General features: G+C 64.5%; 10 protein-coding genes, 1 tRNA gene and 1 pseudogene. 11 read left to right on the plus strand and 1 reads right to left on the minus strand.

The window, feature by feature from the left end:
- The first annotated feature begins 79 nt into the window (after positions 1-79).
- From QQM67_RS18400 to QQM67_RS30680, 9 genes and pseudogenes are all read left to right on the plus strand, one after another.
- On the plus strand, positions 80-1,252 hold the full coding sequence (locus tag QQM67_RS18400; RefSeq protein WP_314174988.1) for a tetratricopeptide repeat protein: 1,173 nt from the start codon (positions 80-82) through the stop codon (positions 1,250-1,252).
- Positions 1,253-1,290: 38 nt separating this feature from the next.
- Complete coding sequence (locus QQM67_RS18405) at positions 1,291-2,790, plus strand: nickel transporter (RefSeq protein WP_314174989.1); 1,500 nt, start codon at positions 1,291-1,293, stop codon at positions 2,788-2,790.
- 2,675 nt (positions 2,791-5,465) lie between these two features.
- Positions 5,466-5,999 carry a hypothetical protein gene (locus QQM67_RS18410; RefSeq protein WP_314174990.1) on the plus strand — a complete coding sequence of 178 codons (534 nt, stop codon included), beginning with the start codon at positions 5,466-5,468 and terminating at the stop codon, positions 5,997-5,999.
- 1,689 nt (positions 6,000-7,688) lie between these two features.
- The gene (locus QQM67_RS18415) at positions 7,689-8,519 is read left to right on the plus strand and encodes a hypothetical protein (RefSeq protein WP_314174991.1); all 831 of its coding nucleotides are present in this window, start codon (positions 7,689-7,691) and stop codon (positions 8,517-8,519) included.
- Positions 8,512-8,949: pseudogene (locus tag QQM67_RS30670) on the plus strand (radical SAM protein); the annotation flags it as partial. The gene QQM67_RS18415 and the pseudogene QQM67_RS30670, both read left to right, overlap by 8 nt.
- A 24-nt stretch (positions 8,950-8,973) precedes the next feature.
- The gene (locus QQM67_RS18420) at positions 8,974-9,297 is read left to right on the plus strand and encodes a hypothetical protein (RefSeq protein WP_314174992.1); all 324 of its coding nucleotides are present in this window, start codon (positions 8,974-8,976) and stop codon (positions 9,295-9,297) included.
- A gap of 5 nt (positions 9,298-9,302) precedes the next feature.
- On the plus strand, positions 9,303-9,833 hold the full coding sequence (locus QQM67_RS30675; protein WP_399067050.1) for a deaminase: 531 nt from the start codon (positions 9,303-9,305) through the stop codon (positions 9,831-9,833).
- Between the two features lie 348 nt (positions 9,834-10,181).
- Positions 10,182-10,670 (plus strand): IS110 family transposase, encoded by a 489-nt coding sequence (locus QQM67_RS18425; RefSeq protein WP_314174993.1) that lies wholly within the window; start codon positions 10,182-10,184, stop codon positions 10,668-10,670.
- A 155-nt stretch (positions 10,671-10,825) separates the two neighbouring features.
- Positions 10,826-11,611 carry a transposase gene (locus tag QQM67_RS30680; RefSeq protein ID WP_399067114.1) on the plus strand — a complete coding sequence of 262 codons (786 nt, stop codon included), beginning with the start codon at positions 10,826-10,828 and terminating at the stop codon, positions 11,609-11,611.
- Between the two features lie 270 nt (positions 11,612-11,881).
- Here the strand turns inward: QQM67_RS30680 and QQM67_RS18430 are convergent.
- A tRNA-Thr gene (locus QQM67_RS18430) sits at positions 11,882-11,955 on the minus strand.
- Between the two features lie 185 nt (positions 11,956-12,140).
- Here QQM67_RS18430 and QQM67_RS18435 point away from each other — a divergent pair.
- Entirely contained in the window at positions 12,141-13,265 is a 1,125-nt protein-coding gene (locus QQM67_RS18435; protein ID WP_314174994.1) for an ABC transporter ATP-binding protein, read from the plus strand.
- Between the two features lie 200 nt (positions 13,266-13,465).
- On the plus strand, positions 13,466-13,882 hold the full coding sequence (locus tag QQM67_RS18440) for a hypothetical protein (RefSeq protein ID WP_314174995.1): 417 nt from the start codon (positions 13,466-13,468) through the stop codon (positions 13,880-13,882).
- Positions 13,883-13,896: the final 14 nt, after the last annotated feature.

Consider the following 13,896-nt stretch of genomic DNA (forward strand, 5'->3'; position numbering starts at 1 on the left):
TCCGAGTCCGCGCACCGCGCACAGGGCCGGTGCCGGGTCTGAGGCCGGGACCGGAGCCGGGGCTGACGATCCTCTCTCGGTGGCCCGCCGGGCCGTGGACTCGGCACCGGAAGACCCGGGCGTCTGGTCGGAGTTGGCGCACGCGGAGATCGAAAAGGCGCGCACGACGCTGGACGCCGGGCGTCTGGACGCGGCCGGGAAGGCGCTGCGCCGCTCGCTCACCCTGGAGCGTACGGGAAACTACCCGGCGACCACGGGCATGGGGCAACTCGCCAATGCACGGCACGAGTTCACCACAGGGCGCAAGTGGGGTCTGCGCAGCACGCGGATGGCACCCGACCGCGCCGACGGCTATGGAGTACTCGCAGACGCCGAGATCCAGCTCGGGCACTACCGCGGCGCCCGGGCGGCCGTTCAGCGGATGCTCGACCTGAAGCCGACGGCTGCCGCTTATAGCCGCGCCGCCTACGACCTGGAGACCCATGGGCGCAACCGGGACGCCGCCTTCGCGCTCCAGCGGGCCGCCGAGAGTGCCCAGACACCCGACGAGACGGCCTTCGCCGAGTCCCGGCTCGGCGAACTTGCCTGGTCACAGGGCGAACTGGGGCGCGCCGAGCGGCACTTCGAGCGCGCCATGGCCACGGTGCCGGATCATCCCTACTCCGCGGCGGGGCTCGCCCGGCTTCAGGCGGCACGCGGGCATCCGGCGAAGGCTCTCAGGATGTACGGCCGGCTCGTCGAGCGGACACCACTGCCGCAGTTCCTGCTGGAGGCGACGGAGCTGCGGCTGGCACGGCCCGGCCGACCGGACAGGGGCGCGCTTGCCGGACTGAGGGCGCAGGCGCGGATGCTGCGCGCCACGGGCGGCCCCGTAGATCCGCACCTCGCGCTGTACGAGGCTGACCACGGGGACCCGGCGACGGCGGTCGCACTGCTGCGGCACGAGTGGAAGCGTTCGCGCGGCGTCATCGTCGCCGACGCGCTCGGCTGGGCGCTGCACCGCGCCGGACGCGACGCCGAGGCGCTGACCTACGCCAGGGCCGCGGCCCGTACGGGCTGGAAGAACGCGCTCTTCCACTACCACCGGGGGGTGATCGAACGCCGGCTCGGGAAGGACACGGCGGGCGACCGGCACCTGCGGCAGGCGCTCCGGCTCAACCCGCACTTCTCGCCCTACCACGCTCCCCGCGCCGCCCGGCTGCTCCACCGATCAGGCAGCGCGACCGCCGAAGAACACAGTGACCGCCCGTGATCCGGCATTCCCGTACCCCGCTCCGCGTCCTCGTGACGATGATCTTGGCTCTGCTGATCGGCATCGGGGCGGCGCCCGGCGCGTACGCACACCCGTTGGGCAACTTCAGCCTCAACCACCACGACGGACTGCGGCTGTCATCGGGGCACATCGAGGACACCGCCGTCGTCGACAGCGCGGAGATCCCCACCGCCCAACTTCGCGAGAAGGCCGACACGGACGACGACGGCGACGTGTCCCGGGCCGAGGCAGCCACCCGCGCCCGGCAACGCTGCTCCCGGCTCGCCGAGGCCACCCGTGTGACGGTCGACGGCCGTCGCGGCGAATGGCGTGTGCGCTCCAGCCGCCTCACATACGGCAAGGGCACGGCCGGTCTGCCGGTCGCACGGCTCACCTGCCGCCTCCGCACGGACGCCGACCTCTCACGGGCGGCAGCGATCACGTTCGCCTCGGGTGCGGACCCGCGTCGCACCGGCTGGAAGGAGATCACCGCCACAGCCGGAGACCGCGTGCGGCTGACCGCGTCGTCCGTCCCTGAACGGAGCGCGAGCACGGGACTGCGCCGCTATCCCTCCGGCGCCGCCGACGACCCGCCGAACCAGACCAAGGCAAGCCTGCGGACGCGGCCCGGCGACCACCGGTCCTCCCCCGGCACGGACGAAGCCGCACCCGGCGCCGGCCCCTCCGTCGCCGGCGCATCCCTCTTCCCCTCTCTGGAGCGGGAGTTGACCGCACTCACGACAAGCCGCGACCTCACTGTTCCGGTAGGACTCCTCGGCGTCCTGCTCACCGTCCTCCTCGGCGCCGGTCACGCCGCCCTGCCCGGACACGCGAAACTCGCCGTCGCAGCATGCCTCGCCCGCCACACGGGCGGCGTCCGGGCCGCCGTGGCCGTGGGCGCGACCGTAACCGCCACGCACACCACGGGCGTACTGATCGTGGGGCTCGCGCTGACCCTCTCCGGCGGCCTGCTGGGAGATCAACTGCTGGGCTGGCTGGGCACCATCAGCGGCCTGCTCATCGCGGGCATCGGCACATGGCTGGTCATCACGGCCGTACGCGCCCTCAACACCGGCAGACCGCCGACGAGTCGGCACCACCGGCACGGCCACTCGCCGCACGATCACGCCCATGCGCACAGCCACAACCACAGCCACAGCCACAGCCACAGCCATGACCATCCTCGCCCAGGCGAGGAAGAGCACCGCAGGACCCGGCGCCTCCCCTCGCTCCTCGGCGTCGGCCTGGCCGGAGGCCTCGTTCCGAGCCCCTCCGCCCTGGTCGTACTGCTCGGCGCCATCTCCCTCAGCCGGACCTTCTTCGGAGTCCTGCTCGTCCTCGGCTACGGACTCGGCATGGCCGGCACGCTCACCGCGGCCGGACTGCTGCTCTCCGGCGGCGGCAACCGCCTCACCACGCTCGCCGAACGACGCCTTCCCGCATGGTCCCGCTACACCCGATACGGCACACTCCTCACCGCACTCGCCGTCCTCACGGTCGGGCTGGCTCTCACCCTTCGCAGCCTGCCACCGCTGTGACATCGACCGCGGATACAGGAAGCCCCCAAGATCGACAGCGCACGGGGCCAGCACACGTCCTCGGTGACATGCCCGGCTAGGACTCTTAGGCGCAGGTCAGGCCCCGTTCCCCTGAACCTGCGAGTGATCGAAATCAGAGCCGCCTGTCGGATTCGAACCGACGCCCTTCTGTTTACGAGCTGTGGACAGCTCAGACATCTGCGGTTGGAGTGGCCACGCGAGCGACGACGGGAGGGGCCTGCGGCTGCCAACGGTCGGCAAGGTTGCTGTATTTCGCTGCTGTACGGCAGTTCCTAGAGCTACCGCTTGCTAGACGTGCTACCCCACCGAAGACTGCCGTGAATCATTGCTGTCCGAGACTGCTGGCGTCAAATCAAGCGCCAACAGATCAAGCAGCAGCTCTCAGCTCCCGAGGCCCAACTCCCCATGTAGCGACAGGAGAACGGTACTTGCACCGCGCAAGTACCTCCACGCACGACAGGAATCACCATAGATTGTCCGAATATGCGACTTGGCGACCTCCACAACCCGATTCACACTCCGGGCCATGGTGTATCGCTGCCGGGCACAGACAAACGACGGGACGTTGTGCAAGAAGCGCGTGAGTGGACCTGACACTCGCTGCTACCTCCACCAGGGCAAGCCAGCAGGTCGCGTCGCCGCACCTCGGAAGAGCCCTGCGAAGCGCACACAACGCCCCTTGCCGCAAAGGCATCCCGTACCGCGACAACCAACCTCCTCCAGGGTCGCAAGTCAGCCGCGGCAGCGCTCGCAACCCCCAACGCGAGTCACGTTGGAGCGCCGACAAGCAGACGAAGCTGCGAACTTGTGCGTAGACGTTATAGAACGAGGTAGCACTGCGGTCATTGCCGAACGCGCAGCCGCTTATGTCTCAGATGAGACGTGGGCGACCTTGGTGAAGAGGCATCGCAACAGGGGATGCGACGACCTGGCTCGGTTAGCACGCAGCATCCTCAATGGCAAAGATCGACTCCATGATGCCGTTGGCATGGCTGCCGGGAGTCTTCTCGGTCTGTTCGGTCGGTCAAGGATCGAGCGAGTCTTCGCCCAGGAGCTTGCGCGGAGAATTCCACTTTCCCTGGACGCGCAGCTCTCGGCAGCCGCCCGGGGGCTGCAGATCGCCGGCATCTACATCTGCATCGTTGGGAATCGCGATCTAGTCGATTGCGCCTGCCTACGAGATGTAATCAAGGTTGAGGGCAGGGAGCGGCTCCAGCGATTGATGCAGGGAGCATTGGAAGACTGGCGGTGGTTGCCACAACACGTACTGGTGGCATTCAGGGGTGAGTGAAGCCGTGTTGCGGCTACTCCCTGAGCAGGGAATGAAGGCACGCAACTCCGGCAATCGCCAAGCCGATTGCTACACCAACGTCGGGGTGACGGTAGGCGAGGTACGCCAAGCCTCCTCCTGCTGTGAAGAGTGTGATCAGACGGTGCGGGTCGAGCTGTTCACGCATGACTACTCCTACGGCTGGTTCGGTTGGGAGCTCAGGGGTCCGCTCACAGGCCAGGAGTCGGCCTTGGCGGGAATGCGAGAAGCTCCGCCCGCGTCCGGGAGGAGCTTCTGAGGTCTGGTGCGACTGATGAAATAGTTTCACAGAATCCGTCTGTGCCAAGCCCACCTCTGACCTGCAGTTTTTCGGGTCACCCTCCTCGAACGGTGCAGTGGCAGCCGGCCTCGCGCCGAGGGGATAACGCGACGGACGCCATCCCCGGGGTCGACGTGTTCGAGCGCCAGCAGGTGGGTGAAGCGGACGGTCCCGCCTTCTGTTGCTCCCCTGCCGGCGGTGCGCCTCCGGCTGACGTCGCGGTTGCTGCTGTACGTCGACGTCGCGGCTCTACAGCACACCACCACCCCGACTCACTACCGTTTTAGGAGTGATGTAGGGCGTATCAGCTTTGACCCGCGAGAGCCCCTACCGGCCTGATGGTGGCCAACTTGCCCCCGAAGACGCCCCGATTCCCTGTGAGTGCTCGCCCGTTCTGGCGCGCATGTGGCACGGCGTCAGTCCGTCTGAGCACAGATGCAGTGAGGAGCGCCCCGGTCGCGTCGCATGATCACACGGAGTTCGGCCAAGGCCTTATCGAAGGAACCTTCCAGCTCACGGTACGGCGTGCGGCCGGCCATCCGTCCAGTCAGCAGACAATCGCGGGTGTCCCTGGGGATGAGGAATGCTGCGCGGGACGTGTCAACCACCTCGTGCGCAGCGAGGATGGCCAGCTGATGATGGGGTTTCGTATGCACCGGGAGCGAGGAACAGCTCACGTACGCTGTGGGAACGCCCCTCTGCCTCCGTACCCTCGTGCGCACACTCGTTGAGCGCCGTTCGCAAACGAGAGGGCGGCGGAAAAGTCGGCGTACAACTCCTTCCGATTCTCCAGCGCACGGACTGCGCGCCCACGGCGCCCCCCGAGGCGGTCGACGAGCAGGGTCGAACCCACCCCGATCAGTGCACCAAGTGCTGCTGACGGGTGATACCCACTCCGCGAGGCACCAGCTTAGGCACCTCGTCGAGGTGCGGCACTAGGTTGCGCACATTCTGCCTGGTCGTCCTGATCGTCATGTGCCGCGACGTGATGCCCACGTGGCGGCCTGGAAACGGAATCACCTACCCGCCTGGGCATGAGTATCGTCTCGCCCCACAATGATCCCCATGGATGGAGCCATAGCGGGGATCATCGGTGCTGCCATGGGCGCAGGTAGCGCACTCATCGGACAGGTCATCACCAGCAGGAACGCGATGAAGCAAGCTGTGGCGCTTGAGCGTTCGACTCTTGATCGGGAGCTGCTACGTGAGCGCCGCGCCACATATGCCAGGTTCTTCGCTGAAGTGGGCTCGTACCGACATGCCTGTTGGGCCTACCTCGACGGGACGCGGAACGACCCATCGAGTCGGAATGAACAGTGGTCAAAGCTCGTCGAGCTGTGGACGACGGTGTCGACGAGCTTCAATGCGGTGGAACTCGAAGGACCACCCGAGGTCGAGCAGGCAGCCTTACACCTGATGGAGCACGTGCGTAAGTTTGACGGGGCTGTGACGTCCTTCCATCGCGAGAGAAACGAGGAGAACGTCGCCGCGTTCAACCGGCTATACAACAGCGACACATACGACGTACTCCGCAAAGACTACGCGGCGGCTTGTCGATCGGGCCTCGCTCAGTACCAGAGACCGGCCGTGACGTCATGAGCCACGCACGAACCTGGCACCCATGGCGATGTTCCGGTCATGAAGCGCCCCTAGGTATCTGGTGTAGGCATCGCGGCGGTACTGACGACGTGCCTGCTCATGCTGTGATCGTGCCTGCAAGCGGCTACTCAGTATTGCTGCACCCAAGGTTGCAGTGGGGCCCACGGCGGTACCGAGCACGGCTGCGATTCCTGCGTCCATGCGTTGAGTTTCGGCCATCAACTCGCCCCTGAGACAACCGGTTTCCCTGTCTCAGCTCGACGCGAGGGCCGCGGAGACCATCTGTTGCGAACTATGGGCACGACAGTCGCTAAGGTCCACTGGCGCGGCCAGTAGGCTGTCCCGAGCCGTCAATGTCCGGCTGCGGTCGCGGTGGTTGCTGTACTTCGCTGCTGTAGTGCAACAGCTCCCTAGACCGATTCCGGCCTCAAGCGGCGTACACGGTTCTGTCCTTGGCTTACTGAGTGTCAGTGGCGGTGCCTAGCCTGCGGTCGCGGACTGGTTGACAGATGACGAGTCGTCGCGCTGGCCCAGGATGGGTTTGACGCTTGGGATGAGACTTTGAAGCCGTGCGCGACGTGTTCGGACAAGCTTTGGCGGGTCGATGCGGACCCCAAGGGCAGGGTGTGTCCAAAGTGCCGGAACGCGGGGCGGCAGACGCGCCGACACAAGCTGACCCATGCTCGCGACAACGCAATGCACAGAGCCCAGGACGATACATGCCCGCTGTGTGGCAGTCTCTGTGGCGACTTCTGGGAAGGGCCGTCGTGGTGGCACGTTGATCACGACCACGCCTGCTGTCCTGGCCAGTCTCGTGTGGAGAATGCGTACGAGGACTGTTGTGCAGAGACTGCAACACACGTGGCTTGTCGTGGTACTAGCAGTTCACGACCGACATGCAGACCTGGGATCACGTCAATTCCTACCTCGCCGATCCCCTGCACACAGAGCTGAGGCGGCGGTGCTGTTCCACGGCGATCTCCGTGGAGTGCGCTCACGAGACGGTCCGTTTGCCAGCTGGCGCTCCACTCGCCCCTCCACCCCCAGTGTTCGGTCTTGGCAACCGTCGTGAGGTAAACCCTCACCGTGCGCTCGAATCCCACCGCCTCCGCGCTGTGAGGCAGGCGACTCTGCCCCCGACCAGGAAAGTTAGTCGGGGGCCGTTGTCGCGCTGTCCGGTAGTCGTCGTTCGCGGCTGCCCTGTGGGTAGGGCTAGACAGCAGCACGATCTAATCGTTCCGAAGCAATCCAGTCGAGCCTACCGACGTTTGGGTCCTTCCCTGTTTGACCTGGGCGACCTATTCCTGACGGTCTTGAGGCGTCCGGCCCAGTACGTAACTGTTCTAACGCAGTTAGGCACTCAGTGCGCTCACAGACCACGCACGCCGGCGGCTGCCACTTCGCCTCGTAGGGTGTACCGCCTGTATCGAACGTCAGCGAGGCCCTATCGCACCAGGCCAGAGGCGGACAGATCGCCGCCCACCATGGCTTCAGGGAGCGCGATTCGCAGCATCGAGGGAACCGCTACTAGCCAATCGTTTCTTCTGTTGCGGCCCCTTCCCGCCTCCCTAGTTGGGGCCTGATGCTGAGCACCTTAGGCACGCCCCTTGTGCCCCTCTGATACCTCACGCGCCTCTTTCGAGGTGGATCCCACCATGCTGTAGTGCTCCCGCCGACACGGAGGGTGAGATGACTTTACGCCAGATGGCAGCAATACGCGTGACTACATCCATCACTTCTGCGACACTAGCAGGCATCTGGGTCAATTTATACACTGACGAGCTAAACCAGTTTGGTTATATATCGTCGTTTATAAATCTGAGCTGGTCTAATGTCTTCTTAGGTATGAGTGTTGGCGGCATTGTCCTTGGAGAGGCTGCCGCGCGGAGGTGGCGAATGATGCAGCAAGATGAATTCATTAACACCTACAAGGTCCTTCAGCAGCGCCAGCAACGAGTTCTGGAAAGCACGCTGAAGATTGTGTGCGACTTAATTTCCAGCACCTTGCAGATTCCATGTAACGCGCGGTATTTCGTTGCCGAAAAGGATCATGACGAACGCTACTACATTCGACAGGATCGGGATCTAGCTGTTCTGAATATAAGGATGCCGCGAGAGTTCGGTTTCACGCGGATCTACGTTGACACGCCCCACATTGTAAGTGGCCAAGCATTCCGCGACCGTGTACCTCTCTTTGAGGAACTACCGATCGACCACGTTAATCGGTATGACCAGAATGTCGGTCGGATGATTGAACCGGAACAACGATGGGTACTTGCTTGCCCCGTCTTGCGGCTAGACCCGAAAACGAACAGTCACGACTTGGATCACCCTCCTCACGGGGTGATCGTTTTCTACGGTACGGATTTGCCCGCAGAGCCGGAAGCTTCCGAAAAGGTCCAACGAGCTCTCGCATACTCACAACAATTTGCAGAACAAATGTCTCACGTCTTAAACATGCTAGAACTGTCCGTCGAACTGGAAGGGCGTAATGATGGTCCCACTGATGGAGATGCCTGAATCGGTTTGCGTGCGACTCACTCGAACTTGCAATGTTGCATGCGCGTTCTGTCAGGCACCACCAACGAACCGTCGGGAACTCGAGATCTCCGATATCGAGCAGATATCGCGATTCTTTGCCTCACGTGGGGTTCGGTCCATAAAGTTATCGGGCGGCGAGCCGACAGTGCGCGAGGACCTTAGTCAAGTAGTTCGTGAAATCGCAAATACAGGCATAAAGCCTGTGGTGACAACTAATGGATTTACTCTAAGCGATGACGTCATCGATGCCTGTACTGCATCCGGTGGGGAGTTTAAGTTCAGTATTCATCGACCCTCCTCGGAGAACGATGAGATCCTACGGCGGAAGTCCTTCTCGGAGATCTGTCACAACATTTCGCGGGTGGTTGGTCGCGGAATTAGGGTGGGGATCAATACTGTTGTGACTCCTTCCTCGCAACGGTATATGCGAGGAATGGTGGAGTTCGCGCACCAAGTCGGAGCTAGCAAGATTAGCTTTATTCCAGTCGTGGCTCGCGGCCGGGCGAAGAGGGGCGACTTATTTCACTTCCAGGATGCAGATCTCGACAAAGTGCACGATAGCGTCGCCGTGCTTTCCGCTGAACATGATGGCAGCTTATTAGTGCACTGCATTGATATTCGAAATAAGGACTATTGGGTAGTCGAAAATGATGGTTCTCTCTGGATCGAACGTGCCACCGAAGATACCGATGTTCGGATCTGCAGCAAAGAGGATCTGATGCTTCCCTCTCCTGCCATGCATAATCCGAGGAGCTGAAACCATTGAACAAAGACAACATCCAGGAGTACATGTCTGTTTGTATTGGCCTGGCTCGCGCTGCCGTGCAATCGGGAAACTACGGTTTAGGTGCCATCGTCTTAAAGGATGGTGAGATCATTGGCGAGTCGGGAAGTGGGCTGGTCAATGGCTGCGATCCAACTGGTCACCCAGAGATCGTGGCTATAAGGATGGCGGCTGAGCGGCTAAAGTCCAGATATCTTACGGGCGCCTTTCTAGTCACTACGCTCGAACCTTGCCCTATGTGCACCTCTGCGGCTATTTGGGCGAAGATGAAGGGCATTGCTTACGGTGCTACACAGTTGGATGCTATCGAGTGGTCAAGAAACCATCCGCATGAGACTTATACTTGGCGTCAAATTCACATCCGGTCTAGGGATGTCGTGCGGGCAGGCGAGCCACGTTTGGAGCTTCACGAGGAAGTTCTCCGGAAAGAATGCATTGAGCTTTTTTCACTTACTGGTCGGTCGTCATTAGTCAAGTCCGGGTTGCCAGGGGCTGTCCAGGAGGCGTAACGGCTTTGGGGGTGGAGCTGGCTTGGGGCGAGAGATCATGGCCCTTACGCTGGCCGCGAATCGGGCTGGCTCTTCGCCTGCCCGCATTAGCCCGATCTGGGCCATGATCTTGGAGGCCCGCCTCAGTGTGAGTGTGGTTGTGGCCTGGTCGCCTTGGAGTGGCGCAGGGTCCGCCGTAATCGGCGGATGGCTGGGAGGCTCGCTGCCCCGGTGACGGGGCTGGCTTGGGATCTGTCGCCGCCGGCTGCAGCTCGGGCTGACCGGAGTGGCCTGATAGGAGAGTGGCAGCAACCCCAACTGAGGCATGCCTCGGTCCGCCGTCACTTCGGCGCGAAGGGTGACACGGCGATGCTGGTGATCGGGGTAGACCCACACAATGACAGCCACACACTGGTCGCGGTGGATGTTGCGGGGCGCAAACGCGGCCAACTCACCGTGCCTGCCCGCCAGGAAGGCCGTCTGCGAAGGGTGACCTGGGCTCGGCGGTTCGACGAGCCGGTGCGGTGGGCGCTGGAGGACTGCCGTCACGTGGTCGGCGGGCTGTTGCGGGACCTGTTGGCCGGTGGGCAGAGCGTAGTGGCGGTGCCGCCGAAGCTGATGGCCCGTGCCCGCGTCTCGGTCCGCCAGCGCGGCAAGTCGGATCCGATCGATGCCCTGGCCGTGGCCCGCGCTGCGCAACGCGAACCGGGCTTGCCGGCGGCCCGGCTGGATGAAGAGGCCCTGGAGGTACGGCTGTTGGTCGATCATCGCCGGACGCTGATTGCTGAGCACACCCGGACCATCAACCGCTGGCGCTGGCACTGCCACCCCGACCTGGTGCCGGGCCAGGGGAGTTGAGCCGTAAATGCGTGCAGGCGAAGCTCTTGCGCGAGTTGGACGCGTGCGCGGTCTCGGTTTGTCGCGAGCTCGCGCTGGAGCTGGTGGCTGACATCAGGGCGCTGACCGAGAGGATTACGGCGCAAGAGCGGCGGCTGACGCATCGGGTGACCCCGATGGCACCGAACCTGCTGGCTTCCCCGGGTGGGCGCTTGACGTCGGCCACGCTGGTGGGCGAGACCCCGGGGTGGACCGCTTCACCAGCAAGGCAGCCTTCGCCCTGCCACGCCGGAGCGGCTCCGATACCGGTCTGGAGCGGCAACAACGTCCGCGTCCGCCTCAACCCAGGCGGCAAACGCCAACTCAACGCGGCCCTCCACTTCATCGCGCTCACCCAGCTCAGACCAGGGATCCACCCGCCCGCCCGCACTCTCTACGAACGGCTGAGGGCAAGCGGCAAGACCCGGCCCGAGGCCTTGCGCGTCCTCAAACGCCGTCTCGCCGATGTCGTTTACCGCAATCTGCACCACGACCAACAACGCAAGGTCCACATGGCCGGAGCCTCCGGTCTGCAGCGGAGAAAAGCAGTCCTCCGGATTCGCCCGACGTCCAGCCCGCACCAGGGACGGGACGAGCGGTCAAGGGTGGGCGCAGCCCGTCGCGCAGCGACGCCGCAGGCGCCCTTGACCGGGAGGAGCGATCCGAACTCTCAACTGGTGGGGGAATCCGCCACCCCGAACCAAGCGACCCTCAGCGACCAGTACCCGCAGCTTAACGTAGGAGAATCCCAAGGTGGCTCCGTAAAGCCGTGGAGTCGGCCGCCCCAGCCACGATGGCGCCCTCTCTGTGGCTCGCCACCGCGCGCGGCACGGCGGCCGGCCGGGCCGGAGCGGGACGGGGCGGAGACTGGAGCGTCGGCCCGGCGGCAAGCCGGGCCGCGCGGCTACCGGAGCGAGCCTTGATGAAGCTAGAGCAAGTCTTGCCGCGCTGTTCGTCATCAGTCGGTTCGTCGTCGCTGACCGTAGTCATGCGGCTCAGACGCCAACCTCCGTCAGTCACCCTCCGTGTGCGTGCGCACGTGATCAGATGCCGCGCCGTCGGTATCGCAGACCCCCTTCAAGAGCGAGCTGCGACTGTGCGACGAGGGCCGGTGTTAGCAAACCTGTGAGCACTCAACATCAGAGAGGCAGGTACCAAGATCGGAACCGGCCTCTGACCTGTTACTTCTCCGGAGCCGCCTGTCGGATTCGAACCGACGACCTTCTGTTTACAAGACAGATGCTCTAACCAGCTGAGCTAAGGCGGCGGGCTGGCGTGCCCGTGCAGTCTACCCATCGGAGGGCAGGGGCCCGCGATGCGGTTTCGTGCTGTCAGACCTGCTGACAAGACGGTCACCGGCGGGTTAGCGTCACGGCACGTTCACAGCGGTGAAACGTACTCCCTTTACGACGGATCGTCCGGCACGTACCTGCCGGTGAAGGAGACAACATCATGGCTACGGTCACGTACGACCAGGCAACCCGGATCTACCCGGGTGGCGACAAGCCCGCCGTCGACAAGCTCGACATCGGCATCGAGGACGGCGAGTTCCTCGTGCTGGTCGGCCCCTCCGGCTGCGGCAAGTCCACCTCCCTGCGGATGCTCGCGGGTCTCGAGGACGTCAACGAGGGCTCCATACGCATCGGCGAGCGCGACGTCACGCATCTGCCGCCCAAGGACCGGGACATCGCCATGGTGTTCCAGAACTACGCGCTCTACCCGCACATGACCGTCGCCGACAACATGGGCTTCGCGCTCAAGATCGCGGGTGTGAACAAGTCGGAGATCCGCAAGAAGGTCGAGGACGCGGCGAAGATCCTGGACCTGACCGACTACCTCGGCCGCAAGCCCAAGGCGCTCTCCGGCGGTCAGCGTCAGCGTGTGGCGATGGGCCGGGCGATCGTCCGTGAGCCGCAGGTCTTCCTCATGGACGAGCCGCTGTCGAACCTCGACGCGAAGCTGCGTGTGCAGACGCGTACGCAGATCGCGGGCCTCCAGCGCCGCCTCGGCATCACCACCGTGTACGTGACCCACGACCAGGTCGAGGCCATGACCATGGGCGACCGGGTCGCCGTGCTCAAGGACGGGCTGCTCCAGCAGGTCGACACCCCGCGCCACATGTACGACCGCCCCGCGAACCTCTTCGTCGCCGGCTTCATCGGCTCGCCCGCCATGAACCTCGTCGAGGTGCCCATCACCGACGGCGGCGTGAAGTTCGGCAACAGCGTCGTGCCGGTCGAGCGCGAGGCGCTCTCGGCCGCCGTCGACAAGGGCGACAAGACCGTCACGGTCGGCGTGCGCCCCGAGCACTTCGACGTGGTCAACGGCGAGGGCTCGGACACCGCCGTCTCCAAGGACGAGCCGGCCGGCGTCGCCGTCACCGTCAACGTCGTCGAGGAACTCGGCGCGGACGGCTACATCTACGGCACCGCCAAGGTCGGCGGCGAGGAATGCGACCTCGTCGTCCGCGTCTCGGGCCGGAAGGTCCCCGAGAAGGGCGCGACCGTGAACGTGGTGCCGCGCGGCGGCGAGACGCACGTCTTCTCCACCTCAAGCGGTGAGCGCCTCAGCGACTGACCGACTACCCGGTTCAGCACAGGAGGGGTCGCGGGCCCGGCTCAACAGCCGGGCGTGCGGCCCCTTTTGGCGTCCTTCCGGCTTCGCGTCCCGCGATTCCGGTGTGTGCGTCAACACCGATGACGAGCACTCCCGTGCGCCGTCGCTCGGCAGGGTGACCGAATGTCGCCAAATCACCACTCTTCGCTACGATCGCCGACGTGAACCACGCAGCCCGCCGAATCGGCCGATCTCTCGCTCTCGTCCTCCCTGTCGTCCTCGTCCTGTCGGGGACGCTCGCCGTCGCCCGCGTGCCCTGGAGCTCGTCCTCCTCCAATACGCAGATGCTCACGGCGTCCGAGCACAAGGCGTCCACGATGGCGGCGCCCCGGGTGCCCGAGCATGCGCTCCGCGACCGCCTCGTCGCCGAGTTGCAGGAGAAGGACCCGGGTGTGGCGCTCACCAGCCTCCAGCAGGAGATGGCCGAGCGTCCCTCGCTGGCAAGGCACTGCGCGTCGCTCGCGCGGGCGCTCGGCCGTGCCGCCGTGGAGAAGTACGGCAGCGTGCAGCGCGCCAACCGCTGGTCCCGTCCCGTGTGCGACACGTCCTTCGCCACCGGCGCCTCCCGGATGCACTGAGCCGGGGCCGGACC

It is taken from the genome of Streptomyces winkii (assembly GCF_032248595.1).
In the GTDB taxonomy this organism is placed as follows: Bacteria; Actinomycetota; Actinomycetes; order Streptomycetales; family Streptomycetaceae; genus Streptomyces; species Streptomyces winkii.